Annotated in this window: 13 protein-coding genes and 1 pseudogene; 11 read left to right on the plus strand and 3 right to left on the minus strand. The window is 73.5% G+C overall.

The annotated features are described in order from the left end of the window. The 3 genes from ACF09J_RS18915 to ACF09J_RS18925 form a co-directional block, all read left to right on the plus strand. On the plus strand, positions 1 to 3606 hold a 3606-nt coding region (locus ACF09J_RS18915), incomplete at its 5' end, for a HAMP domain-containing protein (protein WP_392306570.1). A 97-nt stretch (positions 3607 to 3703) separates the two neighbouring features. Continuing rightward, positions 3704 to 6145, plus strand: coding sequence for a SpoIIE family protein phosphatase (locus ACF09J_RS18920; RefSeq protein WP_392306571.1), 2442 nt, complete (start codon positions 3704 to 3706; stop codon positions 6143 to 6145). A 195-nt stretch (positions 6146 to 6340) separates the two neighbouring features. Further along, entirely contained in the window at positions 6341 to 6727 is a 387-nt protein-coding gene (locus ACF09J_RS18925) for an STAS domain-containing protein (protein ID WP_392306572.1), read from the plus strand. Positions 6728 to 6794: 67 nt separating this feature from the next. On the opposite strand, the pseudogene ACF09J_RS18930 reads toward ACF09J_RS18925, so the two are convergent. Beyond that, positions 6795 to 7256, minus strand: a pseudogene (locus tag ACF09J_RS18930) (MarR family winged helix-turn-helix transcriptional regulator); the annotation flags it as partial. A gap of 170 nt (positions 7257 to 7426) precedes the next feature. Here ACF09J_RS18930 and ACF09J_RS18935 point away from each other — a divergent pair. From ACF09J_RS18935 to ACF09J_RS18965, 7 genes are all read left to right on the plus strand, one after another. Next, positions 7427 to 8326, plus strand: a complete 900-nt coding sequence (locus ACF09J_RS18935) for an STAS domain-containing protein (RefSeq protein ID WP_392306573.1) — start codon at positions 7427 to 7429, stop codon at positions 8324 to 8326. Beyond that, positions 8323 to 8742, plus strand: coding sequence for an STAS domain-containing protein (locus ACF09J_RS18940; protein ID WP_392306574.1), 420 nt, complete (start codon positions 8323 to 8325; stop codon positions 8740 to 8742). The genes ACF09J_RS18935 and ACF09J_RS18940 overlap by 4 nt, the downstream gene beginning before the upstream one ends. Further along, the gene (locus ACF09J_RS18945; RefSeq protein ID WP_392306575.1) at positions 8742 to 9182 is read left to right on the plus strand and encodes an anti-sigma regulatory factor; all 441 of its coding nucleotides are present in this window, start codon (positions 8742 to 8744) and stop codon (positions 9180 to 9182) included. The genes ACF09J_RS18940 and ACF09J_RS18945 overlap by 1 nt, the downstream gene beginning before the upstream one ends. Beyond that, entirely contained in the window at positions 9182 to 10255 is a 1074-nt protein-coding gene (locus ACF09J_RS18950; RefSeq protein ID WP_392306576.1) for a SpoIIE family protein phosphatase, read from the plus strand. Before ACF09J_RS18945 ends, ACF09J_RS18950 begins: the two co-directional genes overlap by 1 nt. Next, positions 10252 to 12015, plus strand: a complete 1764-nt coding sequence (locus tag ACF09J_RS18955) for a PP2C family protein-serine/threonine phosphatase (RefSeq protein WP_392306577.1) — start codon at positions 10252 to 10254, stop codon at positions 12013 to 12015. Before ACF09J_RS18950 ends, ACF09J_RS18955 begins: the two co-directional genes overlap by 4 nt. Before the next feature lie 236 nt (positions 12016 to 12251). Then, positions 12252 to 13616, plus strand: coding sequence for an NAD(P)/FAD-dependent oxidoreductase (locus ACF09J_RS18960; protein ID WP_392306578.1), 1365 nt, complete (start codon positions 12252 to 12254; stop codon positions 13614 to 13616). 172 nt (positions 13617 to 13788) lie between these two features. Further along, positions 13789 to 16008: an FUSC family protein gene (locus ACF09J_RS18965; RefSeq protein WP_392306898.1), complete on the plus strand. Its 2220-nt coding sequence runs from the start codon at positions 13789 to 13791 to the stop codon at positions 16006 to 16008. 35 nt (positions 16009 to 16043) lie between these two features. Here the strand turns inward: ACF09J_RS18965 and ACF09J_RS18970 are convergent, their stop codons facing one another. Together ACF09J_RS18970 and ACF09J_RS18975 are read right to left on the minus strand one after the other, a co-directional pair. Further along, positions 16044 to 16475: a hypothetical protein gene (locus ACF09J_RS18970; RefSeq protein ID WP_358737365.1), complete on the minus strand. Its 432-nt coding sequence runs from the start codon at positions 16473 to 16475 to the stop codon at positions 16044 to 16046. 90 nt (positions 16476 to 16565) lie between these two features. Next, the gene (locus ACF09J_RS18975) at positions 16566 to 17438 is read right to left on the minus strand and encodes an RNA polymerase sigma factor SigF (protein WP_392306579.1); all 873 of its coding nucleotides are present in this window, start codon (positions 17436 to 17438) and stop codon (positions 16566 to 16568) included. Positions 17439 to 17688: 250 nt separating this feature from the next. Between ACF09J_RS18975 and ACF09J_RS18980 the strand changes: the two genes are divergently transcribed. Continuing rightward, the gene (locus tag ACF09J_RS18980) at positions 17689 to 17910 is read left to right on the plus strand and encodes a 3-deoxy-D-manno-octulosonic acid transferase (RefSeq protein ID WP_392306580.1); all 222 of its coding nucleotides are present in this window, start codon (positions 17689 to 17691) and stop codon (positions 17908 to 17910) included. Positions 17911 to 18052 lie beyond the last annotated feature (142 nt).

Below are 18052 nucleotides of genomic sequence, written 5' to 3' on the forward strand. Positions count from 1 at the left end.
GACGCCCGCGGCGAGATCCTCGAACTCAAGAACACCATCAACACGATGGTCGACCAGCTGTCCGCCTTCGCCGACGAGGTCACCCGCGTCGCCCGTGAGGTCGGCACCGAGGGACGCCTCGGCGGACAGGCCGACGTCCAGGGCGTCAGGGGCACCTGGCGGGACCTGACCGATTCGGTCAACTTCATGGCGGGCAACCTCACCGCCCAGGTCCGCAACGTCGCCCAGGTGGCGACGGCGGTCGCCGAGGGCGACCTCTCCCAGAAGATCACCGTCGACGCCCGCGGCGAGATCCTCGAACTCAAGAACACCATCAACACGATGGTCGACCAGCTGTCCGCCTTCGCCGACGAGGTCACCCGCGTCGCCCGCGAGGTCGGCACCGAGGGACGCCTCGGCGGACAGGCCGACGTCCAGGGCGTGTCCGGGACGTGGAAGGACCTCACCGACAACGTCAACGTGATGGCGTCCAACCTGACCGGGCAGGTCCGCTCGATCGCCCAGGTCGCCACCGCCGTGGCCCGCGGCGATCTGTCCCGCAAGATCACGGTCGAGGCCGAGGGCGAGGTCGCGGCCCTGGCCGACGTGATCAACACGATGGTCGACACCCTGTCCGCGTTCGCCGACGAGGTCACCCGCGTCGCCCGCGAGGTCGGCACCGAGGGACGCCTCGGCGGGCAGGCCCACGTGCCCAACGTCGCGGGCACCTGGAAGGACCTGACCGACAACGTCAACTCCATGGCGAACAACCTGACCGGTCAGGTGCGCAACATCGCACTGGTGACGACGGCGGTGGCCAGGGGCGATCTGTCGAAGAAGATCGACGTCGACGCGCGCGGCGAGATCCTGGAGCTGAAGACGACCATCAACACGATGGTCGACACCCTGTCCGCGTTCGCCGACGAGGTCACCCGCGTCGCCCGCGAGGTCGGCACCGAAGGACGCCTCGGCGGGCAGGCCGAGGTGGAGGGCGTCTCGGGCACCTGGAAGCGGCTCACGGAGAACGTCAACGAGCTGGCCGGCAACCTGACCCGGCAAGTGCGGGCGATCGGCGCGGTGGCCAGCGCCGTGGCCGAGGGCGATCTGACCCGCTCGATCACCGTGGAGGCCTCCGGCGAGGTCGCCGAGCTCAAGGACAACATCAACTCCATGGTGGAGTCCCTCCGCGAGACCACCCGGGCCAACCAGGAGCAGGACTGGCTCAAGAGCAACCTGGCGCGGATCACCGGCCTGATGCAGGGCCACCGCGACCTGCCGGTCGTAGCCGAACTGATCATGGATGAGCTGACCCCGCTGGTGTCGGCCCAGTACGGCGCCTTCTACCTGGCCGAGGACGGCGAGCGCGGCCCCGAGCTGCGACTCGTCGGCTCCTACGGCAGCCCCGACGACGAGCGGCCCACCCGCTTCTCCTTCGGCCGCTCACTGGTCGGCCAGGCCGCGCGCAGCCGCCGTACCATCACGGTCGACGAGCTGCCGGCCGGGTACGTCACCATCTCCTCCGGACTCGGCCGGGCGGTGCCGAGCGCGCTGATCCTGCTGCCGATCCTGTTCGAGGACCAGGTCCTCGGTGTCATCGAGCTGGCGTCGGTGGCCGCGTTCACACCGGTCCACCGGGACTTCCTGGAGCAGCTGCGCGAAGCCCTCGGCGTCAACGTCAACACCATCGTGGCCAACGCCCGCACCGACGAACTCCTCGACGAGTCCCAGCGGCTGACGGCCGAACTCCAGGCCCGGTCAGCCGAGTTGCAGTCCCAGCAGGACGAGCTCCAGCGCTCCAACGCCGAACTGGAGGACAAGGCCTCGCTGCTGGCGGAGCAGAACCGCGACATCGAGGCGAAGAACCTCCAGATCGAGCAGGCCCGGCAGGAACTGGAGGCCCGCGCCCAGCAGTTGTCGCTGGCCTCGAAGTACAAGTCGGAGTTCCTGGCGAACATGAGCCACGAGCTGCGCACCCCGCTCAACAGCCTGCTCATCCTGGCCCAGTTGCTCGCCCAGAACCCCTCGCGCAACCTCACCCCCAAGCAGGTCGAGTACGCGGGGATCATCCACTCCGCGGGCAGCGACCTGCTCCAGCTGATCAACGACATCCTGGACCTGTCGAAGGTCGAGGCGGGCAAGATGGACGTCACCCCGGAGCGGGTGTCGCTGCGCCAGCTCATCGACTACGTCGAGGCCACCTTCCAGCCGATGACGACACAGAAGGGCCTCCAGTTCGCGGTCACCACCGCGCCGGGCGCGCCCGCGGACCTGCTCACCGACGACTCCCGGCTGCGCCAGATCCTGCGCAACCTGCTGTCCAACGCGGTGAAGTTCACCGAGCAGGGCGGCGTCGAGCTGTGCATCGAGCCGGCCACGGACGGCGAGGTGCCCGGCGGTGTCGTGCGGGGCGGCGCGGTCGTGGCCTTCCGGGTCAGGGACACCGGCATCGGCATCCCGGAACAGCACCTGGAGACGATCTTCGGCGCGTTCCAGCAGGCGGACGGCACCACCAGCCGCAAGTACGGCGGGACCGGCCTCGGGCTGTCCATCACCCGGGAGATCGCGCATCTGCTCGGCGGCGCCGTCGCCGTGGACAGCGCGCCCGGCCGGGGCAGCACGTTCACGCTCTTCCTGCCGGTGGCCCGCCCGGACTTCGAGCAGGTGCTCGGCGGCGCCCGCACCCCGCAGAAGGCGCCGGCCGAGCTGGTGCCGGCCGCCGCGGCGGACCGGGAGGCCGGGCGGGCGCTCCCGGCCGGCGACGGGCCGCGCAGGCGGCGTCTGCTGGTCGTCGAGGAGCGCTCCCGCGGGCTGCTCACCCTGGTCGCCGAGAGCGTGGTCGCGGACGTGGCACGGCACAGTGCCGACGACCCGGGCGCCCTGCCCGCCGTCGACGTCATCACCGCCATGGGGGCGCAGGAGGCCGCGGGCGCGCTGGCCGCCGAGCCGTGCCACTGCGTGGTCCTCGACCTGGACATGCCCGAGGGGGAGGCGTCCCGGTTCCTCCGGGCGCTCCAGGGCGATTCGGCGCTGGCGGGCGTACCCGTGCTCGTGCACAGCGGACAGCGTCCGGAGGTGGCACGCGCGGAGGCGCTGCGCTCACGAGGGGACGACGGCTCGCTGGAGTTCCTCTCCAGCCTCGACGAGCTGCGCGAGCGCATCGCCCTGCACCTGTCGGCCGAGGAGCCCGGGGACGTGCTGTCGCTGGTGCGGGCCGAGGAACCGCAGGATGTCGCGCCGCCCGTCGCCGGCGCCTTCGCGGGCCGTACCGTCCTCGTCGTCGACGACGACGCGCGCAACCTGTTCGCGCTCAGCGGGATCCTGGAGCTGCACGGTTTCCGGGTGCTGCACGCGGAGAACGGGCGCAAGGGCATCGAGACGCTGGTCGGCAACGCGGACGTCGCGCTCGTCCTGATGGACGTGATGATGCCGGAGATGGACGGGTACACGGCGACGGCCGAGATCCGCAGACTGCCGCAGTACGCCGAGCTGCCGATCATCGCCGTCACCGCGAAGGCGATGCCCGGGGACCGGGAGAAGTCGCTGGCGTCCGGGGCGAGCGACTACGTCACCAAGCCGGTGGACACGGACGACCTCATCGCCTGCGTCCGGCACTGGCTGTCCGCGTGAGCGCGTCGGCGCCCGCCCCGCGCACCGGAGGGGCGGCCCCGGTCCGCCGCGGCGCCTCCCGCACCCCCGCGCCGTCGAGCCGAGGAGCTTGTCGATCGTGAGCACGTCCGAGCAGCAGCGCGATCCGGCCGTCGCAGGGCCGGATCCGGAGCCGTCCGCGTCCGGGGAGCGGTCGCCCGCCGGCGGCCCGGCACCGTCCGATTCCGCGGCGGGCTCCTCCACGTCCCCCGTGGGGCGGCTGGCCGCCACCGTGGAGCGGCTGCGCCGCGAGGTGCGGGCCGCGCAGGCGGAGGCCGAGGGCCGGGCCCTGATCGAACTCGCCAAGGGCATCCTGGTGGAGCGGCTGGGCTGCGGTCCGGCGCAGGCCGCCCGGCAGCTCGCCGAACTGGCCGAGCAGGCCAGGGTGACGCCGCTGGAGTTCGCGGTGGAGGTCATCAACCAGGCCGCCCGCGACCGGGTCTCCGAGGTCACCGACGCCTTCCTGGCCGCCGCCGAGGGAGCGACGGAGCGCGCCTCGGCCGTGCGGCTGCGCGCCGCGGAGAGCGGGGCGCTGGCCGCGGACGACACCCAGGCCGTCGCCGACTCGCTGCTGGAGCACGCGCTGCGCCCGCTCGGCGCGGTGGCCGTGGCGGTCTGGGCGGCGGGCGCCGACGGCTCGCTGACCCTGTCGGGCAGCGCCGGTTTCTCCCCGGCGGAGGCCACCCGGTGGCGCTATGTGCCGCCGGAGGTGTCCACGGTGGCCCGCCTGGGGCTCACCGAGCGCACCGGCCAGTGGTTCACCTCGCTCGCCACGACCGGGCTGCCCACCATCGGGCGGCATCCGCACCCGGACGGTGGCCGGGTGGCGGTGCCCGCCGGCACCGGCGGCCGTATCCACGGGGTGCTGGAGATCGCCTGGCCCGGACCGCTGGAGCCCCAGCCACCCCAGGTCGTACGCCAGGTGGAGGCCCTCGCGGAACTGTGCGCGCACACCCTGGAGACGTACACGCCGAGCCAGGACGTGGGACAGGAACCGCGGGTGCTGCCGGACGCCGCCGAGCTGATGGACCTGGCCGACGGACTGCACGACCCGGCCCTGGTGCTCGTCCCGCACGTCGACGGCGACGGGCAGCTGGTGGACTTCCGTATCCAGCACGTCAACAGCCGTTTCCTGGATCCGGCCGGCCGGCCGCGGGCCGTGGTCAACGGCGCGCTGCTCCTGGAGGCCTTTCCCATGGCCGCGGGCAAGAGCGAGCTGTTCCAGCGGGTGGAGCGGGTGTACGCCACGGGTGAGGCGTACCGGGCGCAGCGGATGCACCTGACGGCGCTCGTCGACCAGGTGCCGCTGTCGGCGGTCGCGGACATCAGCATCAGCCGGCACGGCGGCTGCGTGCTGCTGATCTGGCGCATCGAGGACGAGACGGCCCGGCTGGCGAGCCTGCTGCAGCACGCGCAGCGCCTCGGCCGCATCGGCGGCTTCGAGGAGAACCTGCTGACGGGCGAGATCACCTGGAACGACCAGTTGTTCGGCCTCTACGGACGTGCCCCGTCGAGCACGCCGGTGCCGCTGGAGGAGCTGCCCGCGCACGCCCATCCGGACGACACGGTGACCATCCGGCGGTTCCTGCGCACGCTGCTGCACCACCGCCGTCCGGTCTCCGCGGCCTTCCGGCTCCAGCGGCCGGACGGGGTGACCCGGCACATCCGGGTGGTGGCCGAGCCGGTCCTGGACACCGACGGGCGCCTGTTCGTGGTGCGCGGGGCCTACCAGGACATCTCCGCGCAGCACTGGACGGAGGTCGCGCTCGCCGCGACCCGTGACCAGCTCGCCCACACCGAGCAGCAGGCGACCGAGCGCAACCGGCTGACGCTCCAGCTCCAGCACGCCATCATGCCGCCGACACAGGCGCCGCTGCGGGTCAGCGGCCTGGACGTCGCGGTGCGCTACCGGCCCGCGGAGACCGAGCAGCTGGTGGGCGGCGACTGGTACGACGCGGTGGTGCTGCCCTCCGGGCTCGTGCTGCTGTGCGTCGGCGACGTCGCCGGCCACGGCATCGAGGCGGCCACCAGCATGGTGGTGCTGCGCAACGCGCTGCGGGGCCTGGCCGTGACCGGGGCGGGTCCCGGCCAGCTCCTGTCGTGGCTCAACATCGTGGCGCACCATCTGACCGGCGCCGTCACCGCCACGGCGGTCTGCGCCCTGTACGACCCCCGGCGGCGCACCCTGCGCTGGGCCCGGGCCGGGCATCTGCCGCCGGTACTGGTCCGCGGCGCGGAGGCGGCGCCGCTGCCGCTGGTCCGGGGCATGCTGCTGGGCGCGGTGCCGGAGGCCGCGTACGAGGAGGCGGAGCTGCAGTTCGCCCCGCAGGACACGCTGCTGATGTACACCGACGGTCTGATCGAGCGCCGGGACCGCTCCGTGGAGGAGTCGCTGAGCCACCTGCTGACCACGGCCCGTTCGGCGCCGAGGACCCTGGACCAGCAACTTGACCGGCTGCTGACGTACAGCAAGTCGGACACCGACGACGACACCTGCATCGTCGGCATACGAGTCGCCTGACGGCGAGCGGACGCGGCGGGCCGGTCCCGAGGCATGAGGGTCCGGTTCAGGGGTAGGCGCGGGGGCGCGGTGCGGGTTGCTCCCGTCGCCGGTGATGAGAAACGGATCACGTCACCGGTGCGCGTCCGGTGTGCGTCGAAGTCGTCGCCGGGGGTAACCGGCACTGGCCGGCGTCAGCATTCGTTGGAGGTATTCGTGCCCCTTGCCCACAACCCGCTGTCCGTGGAGGTCACCCTGCCGCGGGAGGATGTCGCCCTGCTCACGGTCGAGGGCTACCTGGACGTCGACACGGCCACCGAGCTGCAGGCCCATCTGGCCAACCAACTCCACCACGGCAGGCGCCACTTCCTGCTGGAACTGTCCGCCGTCCCCTTCATGGACTCCTCGGGCATGAACATCATCCTGCGGGTGTACCAGGAGACCCGGGAGCGCGCGGGCAGTGTGCACATCATCGCCCCCACCTCCGCGGTGCAGCGGATCCTGGACCTCACGGGCGTCAGCATCACGGTGCCCGTCTCGCAGAGCGCCGAGGAGGCGCTGGCCCTGGTGGACCGGCAGCCGGAGGAGCCGGAGGCGGAGTGAGAACGTCGGCGGGCGCACAGGCCCCGGTGCGCGGAGGGGGAGAGCGCCGGGCCGGGGCGTCTTCGCCGGTCGCGCCGGCGGCGTGGATCAGTGCCGACGCGGCCGCGCAGAACCCCTCGAGCCCGCTCAGCAGCGCCGCCTGCCGGCCCGTCGGCATCCGCTCCAGCACGGACCGCAGTTCCGTCTCGCGGCGCGCCCGCACATCGGCCAGGAACGCCCGGCCGCGGCGGCTGAGGCGCAGCTCCACCTCCCGGCGGCTGGTGGCGGCCACCTGCCGCCGTACGAAGCCCACCGCTTGCAGCCGGTCGCACAGCCTGCTCGTGGACGGCGGAGTGGAGCCCAGGGCGGCGGCGAGGGTGCGCAGGTTGATGCCCTCGTTGTGTTCGAGGACGAACAGCACCCTGAGCTGGGAGGCGGAGACGGGCGCCGTGGACGCGCGGCCCCACAGGACCTCCAGCAGCTCCGCCGCCGTGGAGGTCGCGCGCGCCACCTCGCCGGGCGACCGCGGGCGCGGGTGGGAGGACGTCACGGTGACACTCTCGCAGGGTTGACGGAGGCTGTCAGCCCGCCCCCGGGCCCCTGGAGGAGGTGTCCTGGCCGGTCGGCCTGTGGTTACAGTTGTCGCCCGGCAAGAGTCGCCCGGCGGTGCGCCCGGGGGCGGATTCGGAACGGCGCAACACGGATGAGGAGTTGGAACAGGTGCCGGAGCACGCAGCGGTAGCACAGCACGGATCGCCGGCGCGCGAGATCGGGGACTTCCTGCGCCGCCGCCGGGAGCAGGTCGCCCAGCGGTGGGCCGAGGAGCCGCTGTTCCGGACCGTGTTCACCGTCTCCCGCGACGAGGCGGTGGAGGCGGGCCGTGCCGTCGTCGACGCCCTCGGGGCGGTGGCGGCCTCCGAGCGGGTGTCCGACCCGGACGCCGACGGTTTCCTGCTGGTGCGCGAGCAGCTCGCGCGGATGGGCGCCGTGCGCGGCAGGACCGGTCTGACCGCCTCGGAGGTCTCGCGGGACGTGGACGCCCTGCGGCCGCCCGCGCTGGAGCTGCTGAGCGCCGAGCTCGCCGACGCCCCGGAGGAGTACCTGCGGGAGTGCGCCAACGTCCTGACGGTGCTGACGGGCACCCTGCGCCTCGTGGTGATGCAGACGGCGCTCAGCGAGGGCCAGGCCCTCATAGACCGCCAGCGGCTCCAGCTGCTCGAGGTGGCCACCCCGGTCATCAAGCTGTGGGACGGCATCGTCGCGGTACCGCTGATCGGAACGCTCGACAGCGCCCGCAGCCAGGTGGTGATGGAGACGCTGCTGGAGGCGGTCGTCGACCAGCAGGCCCGCTTCGCGATCCTCGACATCACCGGGGTGCCCACCGTCGACTCGCTGGTCGCCCAGCACCTGATGAAGACCGTGGCGGCCGCCCGGCTGATGGGCGCCGAGTGCGTGGTCTCCGGGATCCGCCCGGCCATCGCGCAGACCATGGTCCACCTCGGTCTCGACCTGGGCTCGGTCGTCACCCGCGCGACGCTCGCCGACGCTCTGGCCCACGCCCTGAACCGGCTGGGCGCCGACATCGTGAGCCGGGCACCCCACGGTGCGGGTGAACGGTGACCGACCGTCTCCCCACGCCCGGCACGGGGCAGGTGCCGGTACTCAGACTCGGCGACGTCCTCCTGGTCACGCTCCAGGGGGATCTGTGCCACAGCACGGCCGAACAGCTCCAGCAGGACATCGGCGAGGCCATCGCCCGGCACGCTGCCACGGGGGTGGTCATCGACGTCTCCGGCATCGAGATCGTCGACTCCTTCCTCGGCCGGGTGCTGGCCGAGATCGCGGCCAAGGCCGGGCTGCTGGCCGCACAGACCGTGGTGGCCGGGATGCGTCCCGCGGTGGCGATCACCATGGTCGAACTGGGTCTGACCCTGCCCGGGCTGCGGACCGCGCTCACCACCGAGGACGCCCTGGGCCTCGTCACCGCGCGGCCCGCGCTGCCGCGCCCCGGCGGCGCGCAGGCGGGGAGCCGGTGATGGAGACAGCAGCGGGCGTCGAGGCCTGCCTGCCGATCCGGTCCGACATGGACCTCGTGTGGGTACGGCAGCATGTGCGCCAGGCGGCCGCCCGGCTCGGCTTCGGCCTGGTCGACCAGACGAAGCTGGTCACCGCGGCCAGTGAGCTGGCGCGCAACACGCTGGTGCACGGCGGGGGCGGGCAGATGCAGGCGGCCCACGTGGTCGACGGGCAGGTGCACGGGCTCCGGCTGTCGTTCAGCGACGAGGGGCCGGGCATCACGGACCTGGACCGGGCGCTCAGCGACGGCTACACCTCCGGCGACGGCCTCGGCATGGGCCTCGGCGGCGCCCGGCGCCTGGTGCACGAGTTCGCGATCGACAGCACCCCGGGCGCCGGCACCACCATCACGGTCACCTCCTGGGCGGCCCGGCCGCCGCGGTCGTACGGGGGAGTCTGATGCCGCGCGTCTGGGAGGTTCCGGTGTACGACCCGACCCGGGTGCGCGACGCGCGGGTCGCCGCCGAGGAGGCGGCTGCGCTGGCCGGCCTCGGCGAGTCCCGCACCGCCGCCGCGGCTCTGGTGGCGACCGAACTGGTCACCAACCTGCTCAAGTACGGCGAGGGCGGGCGGCTGTGGGTCGAGGTCGTACCCCCGCCGAGCGCCCCGTGCGGGCACGGTGATCCGGCGCCGGTGGTGCAGATGGCGGCCGTCGACCACGGCCCCGGCATCGCCGACGTCGCCGCCGCCCAACGCGACGGGTTCTCCACCAGTGGCTCGCTCGGCGCCGGGCTCGGCACGTGCCGCCGCGCGGCCGACGAGTTCCACCTGCACAGCGCCCCCCGGCGGGGCACGGTGGCGCTCGCCCGGGTGGGCTCCGCCGTGCCACGGGCCGGCGATGTCACCGTCCCTTGCGCGGAGGCGGTTCGGGCGGGCGGTGTCACCGTCCCGTACGCGGGGGCGGAGTACTCGGGTGACGCCTGGTCATGGGCCGGCGCCGGCGACCTGGTGACCCTCATGCTGGCGGACGGCCTCGGCCACGGCCGCGAGGCGGCCCGAGCCTCGTCGGCGGCGGTCGAGACCCTGCACCGCTCGGCCCGTCTGACGCCGGCCGAGCTGCTCCGGCGGCTCGACACGGCGCTGCGCGGCACCCGGGGCGCGGCCGTCGCCGTGGCCCAGCTGGATCTGCGGGCCGGGCGGCTGCGCTTCTGCGGGGTCGGCAACATCGGGGCCCGGCTGCGCGAGGGGGACGCCTGGCGCCACCTGCTGTCCCGGCCGGGCATCGTCGGGGTGCACCGTCCCACGACGATGCCCGAGACGGAGGTGGCCTGGGCTCCCGACCGCCTGCTCGTCCTGCACAGCGACGGCCTGCCCAGCCGGTGGGCGCCGCCCGGCGCGGCCGCTTTGCCCGCGGCGGCCGACCCCGCGGTGACGGCCGCCGTGACCGTGCGCGACGCCGGAAGCTCCGCGCGCCCGGTCCGGGACGACACCGCCGTGGCCGTCCTGGCCCCCGCCCCGCCGGACCGCCCATGACACGGACCTGGCAGATCAGCACCCCCACCGACGCGGCCAGGGCCCGCGTCGCCGCGGCCCGCACCGCCGCCGCGTACGGCGTCCCCCCGCGCGAACGCGCCCACCTGGTCACCGCCCTCAGCACCCACCTGCGCCACTGCCTGACCAAGGGCGGCACCTGGACGGTCACCCTCCGGGTCCCGGACACGGACGTGGCCGCGGGCACCCTGCACCTCACGGTCGGGCCGGCCCACGACCCGCGGGGCGGCGGGCAGTCCTCGTGGCGGATGTCCGTCGTCTGCCCCGGGGGCGGGGTGCCACCGGAGCCGGAGGCGGGCGACGACGCGGCTGTGCTGGCCGAGGCGCTGCTCGGGGCCGACGAGGACACGGCGGCGGTTCTGGACAGGCTCGCGGAGCAGGAGAAGCTGGTCGCCTTCCACCGGGAGGAGCTGCACCAGACCAACCAGGGGGTCCTCGCCCTGCACGCCGATCTGGACGCCGCCTGGCGGGCCCAGCGGGAGGCGTTCGCGGCCGAGCGCGCGGCCCGCACCGAGGCGGAGGAGGCCCGTAGCAGACTGCGGTTCCTGGCCGACGCGAGCGCGCTGCTCACGACCTCGCTCAACCACGAGGAGATCCTGCGGCGCCTGCCGGGCCTGCTCGTACCCCGCTACGCCGAGCGCGTGGACGTATGGCTGTTCGACCACGAGGACGACCGGCACCGGCCCACCCCGCACCCGGCGGCGGCCGTGCTCGCGGCCCGTACCGGCCGCCCGCAGTACGCGGCCGACCACCCCGGCGACCTGCCGGGCGTGGACGACCAGCCGCCGTCCGCGCTGAACCCCGCCCGGCCCCTGCTGTGCGTCCCGCTGCTCGCGCGGCGCACACCGCTCGGCGTGCTGACCCTGTCGCCGCCCGGCGACCGCTGGGACCCCGACGACGCCGTCATGCTGATCGAGCTGGCCCGGCGGGCCAGCGTCGCCCTCGACAACGCGCGCCGCTTCGAACACAACCGCGACATCGCCGAGACGCTGCAGCGCGCCCTGCTCACCGACCTGCCCAGCACACCGGGCCTGCGCCTGGCCGCCCGCTATCTGCCGGCCACGCACGGGCTGAACATCGGCGGGGACTGGTACGACGCCTTCCGGCAGCCCGACGGGAGCCTGATCACCGTCATCGGCGACGTCACCGGCCACGGCCTGCACGCCGCCGTGATGATGAGCCAGTTGCGCACCGCGCTGCGCGCCTACGCCGTCGACGGCGGCAGCCCCGGCCGGCTGCTGAGCCGGCTGCACGTCTTCCTGCACCATCTGCAGCCCGACCTGTTCGCGACCGCGGTCATCGCCCGCTTCAGCCCGGACGATCCCACCGTCACCTGGGCCGCCGCGGGCCATCCGCCGCCCGTGCTGCGCCTGCCGGACGGCCGGGTGCACGTCCTCGACGCCAAGCCGGGCGCCATGCTCGGCATCCCGCTGCGGCAGGAGATAGAGGACCACACGGTGCGCCTCTCCCCCGGCTCGACCCTCGCGCTGTACACGGACGGCCTCGTGGAGCGCCGGGCGCTGGGCATCGACCCCGGCATCGACCGCCTCGCCGCGGCGCTGGGCGCGTTCGAGCCGGCCGAGCTGAACGCCGACCTGGACGGCTCGGCGGACCGCCTGCTGGTCCCGCTGCTGAGCGACTCCGAACGCGACGACGACGTCTGCCTCCTGCTGTGCCACATCGACAGCGCGGCCGGAGGGGAACCGGACCGGATCCCGGCGGGCGCGGACCGCCTGCGCTAGTACCGCGCGGGCACACGCCCGCCCGAACCGCTCGAACGTCGCACGCACGCACGGACGCCTGGACGCCCGGCACGCCTGAACGCCGATACGGCAGCGGATCCTGGGAACCCGCCGGGTCGTGGTGCTCGACGGACGAGACGGACCCGGTCGACCAGTGAGGTGCGAAGCAGCCGTCCCCGGGCAGACGCAAGGACGTCGATGCAGCCGCCGGAGCCCCGCAGAAGGGATGAAACATCGTGACACGACCCAGGATCCTGGTGGTCGGCGCAGGCTTCGCCGGCGTGGCGTGCGTCCGCCGTCTGGAGCGCAGGCTCTCGCCCAGCGAGGCGGACATCACCCTCGTGACGCCGCAGTCCTACCAGCTGTATCTGCCGCTGCTGCCCCAGGTCGCCTCCGGGGTGCTGACACCCCAGTCGGTCGCCGTCTCCCTGCGCCGCAGCAAGAAGTACCGCACCCGGATCATTCCGGGCGGTGCCGTCGGCGTGGACCTGAAGGCCAAGGTGTGCGTCGTCCGCACGCTCACCGACCACATCGTCGACGAGCCCTACGACTACCTCGTGCTGGCCCCCGGCAGCGTCACCCGCACCTTCGACATCCCGGGGCTCCTCGACCACGCCTTCGGCATGAAGACGCTGGCCGAGGCCGCCTACATCCGCGACCACGTCATCACCCAGCTCGACCTCGCCGACGCCAGCGAGGACCCGGCCGAACGGGCCTCGCGGCTGCAGTTCGTGGTGGTCGGCGGGGGGTACGCCGGCACCGAGACCGCGGCGTGCCTGCAACGCCTCACGCACGCCGCCGTCAAGCGCTACCCGCGGCTGAACCCGGCCCTGATCAGGTGGCACCTGATCGACATCGCGCCGAAGCTGATGCCGGAACTGGGCGACAAGCTGGGCCGCAGCGCCCAGGAGGTGCTGCGCCGCCGGGGCATCGAGGTCTCGCTCGGGGTGTCCATCGCGAAGGCCGGGCCGGAGGAGGTCACCTTCACCGACGGCCGGGTGGTGCCGACCCACACCCTGATCTGGACCGCGGGCGTGGTGGCCAGCCCACTCATCGCGACCCTCGGCGCGGAGACGGTCAGGGGCCGGCTCGCCGTGACCGCCGAGATGTGCCTGCCCGGCCACGACGGGGTGTTCGCGCTCGGGGACTCCGCCGCCGTGCCCGACCTGCTCAAGGGCGACGGCGCGGTGTGCCCGCCGACCGCGCAGCACGCCACGCGACAGGGCCGGCGGGTCGCGGAGAACCTCATCGCGACGCTGCGCGGGCAGCCCCTGCGGCCGTACGAGCACAAGGACCTGGGCCTCGTCGTCGACCTCGGCGGCGCGGACGCCGTCTCCAAACCGCTCGGCGTGGAACTGCGCGGTGTCCCGGCCCAGGCCGTGGCCCGCGGCTACCACCTCGGGGCGCTGCGCACGAACGTCGCCAAGACCAGGGTCGCGACCAACTGGCTGCTCAACGCGGTCGCCGGGGACGACTTCGTCCGCACCGGCTTCCAGGCCCGCAAGGCCGCCAAGCTGAAGGACTTCGAGTACACCGACTCGTACATGACGCCCGAGCAGGTGCGGGAGCACGTCGAGGGGGCCCGCCTCCGGCAGGCGTGACACCGGGGGGCTGAAGACCGGGCCGGGCCTCTCCCGCCGGGTACGGCCGGGCCGCGACGGGCGGCCCGGCCGTGACATGCCATGCTGGTCGGGCGGATCATGACGGGAAACAGGGCCGAAAACGGGAGGGTACGGCGGCGTGGGAGCAGCACAGAGGCCGGTCCGGTCGCGGCTGCGTGATCGCTTCACGGCGTCCGACCCGGGACTGCTGCGGCTGGCGGCCGGGTCGCGGACGGCGGGCTCGATCGCGCTGACACTGGCCGTCCTCGGCGCGCTGCGCGTGCCCTTGACGCATCTGGTGGCCGGTGCGATCGCGTCGATGGCGGCCACCTTCGCCATCCGGGAGAAGCAGCGCTCGCAGCAGGCGGTCACGCTCGCCCTCGGTCTTCCGGTGGCGCTGACGTCCGTCTCGCTCGGTGCGCTGCTCAACCCGCTCGTGGTGGCCGGGGACGTCTTCTTCGTCGTCCTGATCTTCTGCGCGGTCTACAGCCGCCGGTTCGGCGACCGGGGCAACGCGCTCGGCCTGATCGGTTTCCAGCTCTACTTCATGTCCCTGTTCGTCGGCGCCACCGCGTCGGCGCTGCCCGGGCTCTACGGGGTCATCGCGGTCGCGTTCGGCTCCAGCGCCCTGGTCCGGTTCGTGATCGTGTACGAGACGCCGGCGGGCGTCCTGCAACGCCTGCGCGAGGCGTTCCGGGTGCGGCTCGCGCAGCTGGTGACCGCCCAGCTGGAGCTGCTGGACGCCGGTCCGGACGAGGTGGAGAAGGTCCTGGAGGCGGTGCGCGAGGGCACGGCCCGGCTGCACGACACGGCCATGATGATCCAGTCACGGCTGGCGGACGGCACCTCCGACGAGGCGGTGGCGCGGCTGGTGCAGCGGCGGATCGCGGACGCCGAGATCGCCGCCGAGCGGCTGGGGCTGCTTCTGCTGAACGCCCGCAGCGCCGAGCGGACGGACACGCTCACCCTCCATCTGCCGGGCGCGTCCGTGCCCACCAGCGGGCGGCTGCCGGTGCGGGACGAGGCGGCCGAGACGCTGCGCCGCGACCTGGGGGCGCTGGCGATGCTCGTGCTGCGGCCCGTCGGGGAGGGCGGCGGGACCGCGCTGGCGCATGTGCGCAACCGGCTCCTCGGCTACCGCGACGAGGAGAACCTGCCACCCGCCTCGCCCGCCGTGCAGGACGTCTTCCGCGGTATCGGCGAGAGCGCGCGGGCCGTGATGGGACTGCGGATCGCGCTGGACGGCCCGCAGGACGAGTCCGACGACGCGCCGGCGACGGTCCGCTCCCGGGAGGAGCTGGACGCGGAGAACGCCGCCATCGAGGGCGCCGAGGAGGCCGAGCGGGAGGAGCAGGTACCGACCGGGTGGCGGCGGCCCACCACGCGGGCGGCCGTGCAGGTCGCGGTGGGCTCGTCGCTGGCCATCGTCGGCGGCGAGTTCCTCTCCAGCCAGCGCTGGTACTGGGCGGTGCTGACCTGCTGGATCGTCTTCATCAACACCTCGTCCACGGGCGAGATCCTGGTCAAGGGCTACCGGCGGCTGGTGGGCACCGTGCTCGGCGTGGTGGCCGGGATCGTGCTGGCGGGGCTGGTCGGGCCGCACACGTGGACGGCGCTGGCCCTGGTGCTGCTGTTCGTCTTCGCGATGTTCTACACGGCGCCGCTGTCGTACACGCTGATGTCCTTCTTCGTCACCGCGGCGCTGGGACTGCTGTACACGCTGCTGCACAAGTACAGCGCGGCGGTGCTCGTGCTGCGGATCGAGGAGACGGCGCTCGGGGCGGCCTGCGGGATCATCGCGGCCGCGCTGGTGCTGCCGGTGCACACCCACGGCCGTACGAACGAGCTGCTGGGCCGGGTGCTGGAGCGGCTGACGGACGTCACGACCGTCGCCGTCGAGCAGCTCAGCGGCGGCCCGGCGGTCGATCTGCTGGACCGGGCGCGTGAACTGGACGTGGCGCTGGGCGATCTGCGGGCGGCGACGCAGCCGCTGACGCATCCGATCACCCCGCTGCGGGCCCGGCGGAACACCGCCCAGTACGTCGTGGCGCTGCTGGAGACCTGCGCCTACCACGCGCGGTCGCTGGCGGCGACCGCCGAGCTGCTGCCCACGCATCCGTCGATAGCCGCGGATCCCCGGCTGCGGCAGGCCTGTGCGCGGATCACCCGCAACATCGAGACTATCCGCGCGCACGTGACCGAGGAGTCCGCCACCGCGGAGGTCGAGCGGGGTCCGAGCATCGCCGCGCTGCTGGAGCCGGACGGGGCGCCCGGCGGTCCGCGGTTCGGGCGCATCACCGACCGGGTGCTGCGGCACCTCCAGCGCCTGGACGAGGCGGTGGTGGGCCTGGCCCGCCCGCTGGACGTCCCGGTGTCGAAACCGGCACCGTGACGGGCCGGGGGCGTGCCCCCGGCCCGTGAGCGCGGTCAGAAGTCGGTGGGCAGGTCGCTGGCTTCGGCGATGCCCCGCAGCTCCTCGGTCTCCCGGTGCCGGTCGCGGATGTAGTCGGCGATCTCGGTCAGGCGCGCCGGGTCGGCGGCGGTCGCCGCGTCGGTGACCACCCGGACCGGGCCGGTCTCCTCGATGTCGAGGACGACCAGCTCGTTGTCCAGCCTTCCGGTGACGGCGGTCGCGATGACCAGGGCGGCCTCGTCCCTTATCTCCTGGGGCAGCCCTTGCGCCTGGGCGCCCTCCAGCGGAAAGTCCGCGGAGGGCACGCCTCGTTCGTCGATGGCCCGCAGAACCGGGTCGACGACGTCGAGCAGCAGTTCGTAGTCCTCTTCGGGCATCCGGACGCGGAGCAGATCGAGATACACCTCCACGGCCCGGCCGTCGGGCGGAAGCTCGTCTTCGTTCATTGGCTCCGTGTTCCCCGCGAACGCGCGCTCAGACGCGGAAGGCGCGTCCGGCGGGGCGGGGCGACGGCACGAGCCGGGGAGCACCGTCCTTCACGGGGCGGGGTCGGCCGTCGGTCGCGGTCCGTCGCCGGGGCGGTTCGCCCGTTCCGCCATCACCTCGTCGCGCACGCGCGCGCAGCTGCGGCTGATGAGCCGGGAGACGTGCATCTGGGAGATGCCGAGCCGGTCGGCGATCCGGCTTTGTGTCATGTCCTCAAAGAAGCGCATGTACAGAATGGCGCGCTCCCGTTCGGGAAGCCGGCGCAGGCCCTCCTTGGCCGACTCGCGGTCGACGACGGTGTCGTAGGAGGAGTCGGAGGCGCCGAGGCTGTCGGCGAGGCTGTAGCCGTCGCCGCCGGACGAGAGTTCGGCGTCGAGGGACAGGGTGCTGAAGCTGTCGATCGCCTCCATCCCCGCGTTGACCTCCTCCTCGGTCAGTCCGGCGTGAGCGGCGATCGCGGCGACGGAGGGTTCGGGGCTGCCGGGGTTCTGGGTGAGTTCGCGGCGCGCCACCCGGACCTTGTTGCGCAGTTCCTGGACGCGGCGGGGCACCCGGAGTGCCCACATCCGGTCCCGGAAGTGCCGCTTGACCTCGCCGGTGATGGTGGGCACGGCGTAGCTCTCGAAGGCGCCGCGGTCCGGGTCGAACCGGTCGATCGCCTTGACGAGACCGAGCGCCGCCACCTGCCGCAGGTCCTCCAGGGACTCGCCGCGGTCGCGGAAGCGGCCGGCGATGCGGTGGGCCATGGGCAGCCACGCGCTGACGAGTTCGTCGCGGACGGCTTCCCGTTCGGGGCCGTCCCCGGCGGCGGCGAGGCGGTGGAAGAGGGCGGCGGTGTCGGGGGCGTCGTCGTGCGGCCGGCGGGCGGGCGCCGCCTGGTCCGCAGAATCGTCGGGGCGGCTTGTCGATATGTCGATGAGCATGCGGTATGGCTCCTGAACGGTGTTTCAGGGACTGACCGCGGAAGAGGTGGTGCCGTCCGGTCCGTCCGGAGACCTCCCGGAGCAGCAGGTACAGCTTCCGCTGACGCGCCTCCGGTCCGAAGCACGAGATTCCGTCTGCCCGGCGGTGGGAGTGGCAAACTCCGCTTCTGGTAGTTCTTCTCCCGATACGACCCTGGGCCGGGCGCCCTTGGCCGCCATCGGGGGGTGCGGTTGCGGGTAGGAGCAGTACATGACGGATGTGGTGCACTCGGACGAACTGCTGCGGCGGATCCAGCGCGCCAGGGCGTGCGCGGTACAGGAGGAGCGCCGATGGCGGGACCGCCGCGACACCCTCGGTGCGACCGATCCGGACGCCGCGCGCGAGGCGGCCGTACGCGTCCTGACCTACGAGGCCGTCCTGCGGGTGCTGGACGAGATCCTGGTCCCGGGCCGGCCCCCCGAACGGAGCTGACGGACGGAGTGAGTCCGCTCACGTGACCCCGCTCCGGCTGCGAGAACGGGCCGGAGTGGTTTACGGTTCATCCATACGCGGCGACGGGGTCGACCCGGCGTGTCCCCCGTACGCCGCCCTGTACGGCCCTGGCTGGCCTCCC

The organism is Streptomyces sp. NPDC014889 (genome assembly GCF_043081205.1).
In the GTDB taxonomy this organism is placed as follows: Bacteria; Actinomycetota; Actinomycetes; order Streptomycetales; family Streptomycetaceae; genus Streptomyces.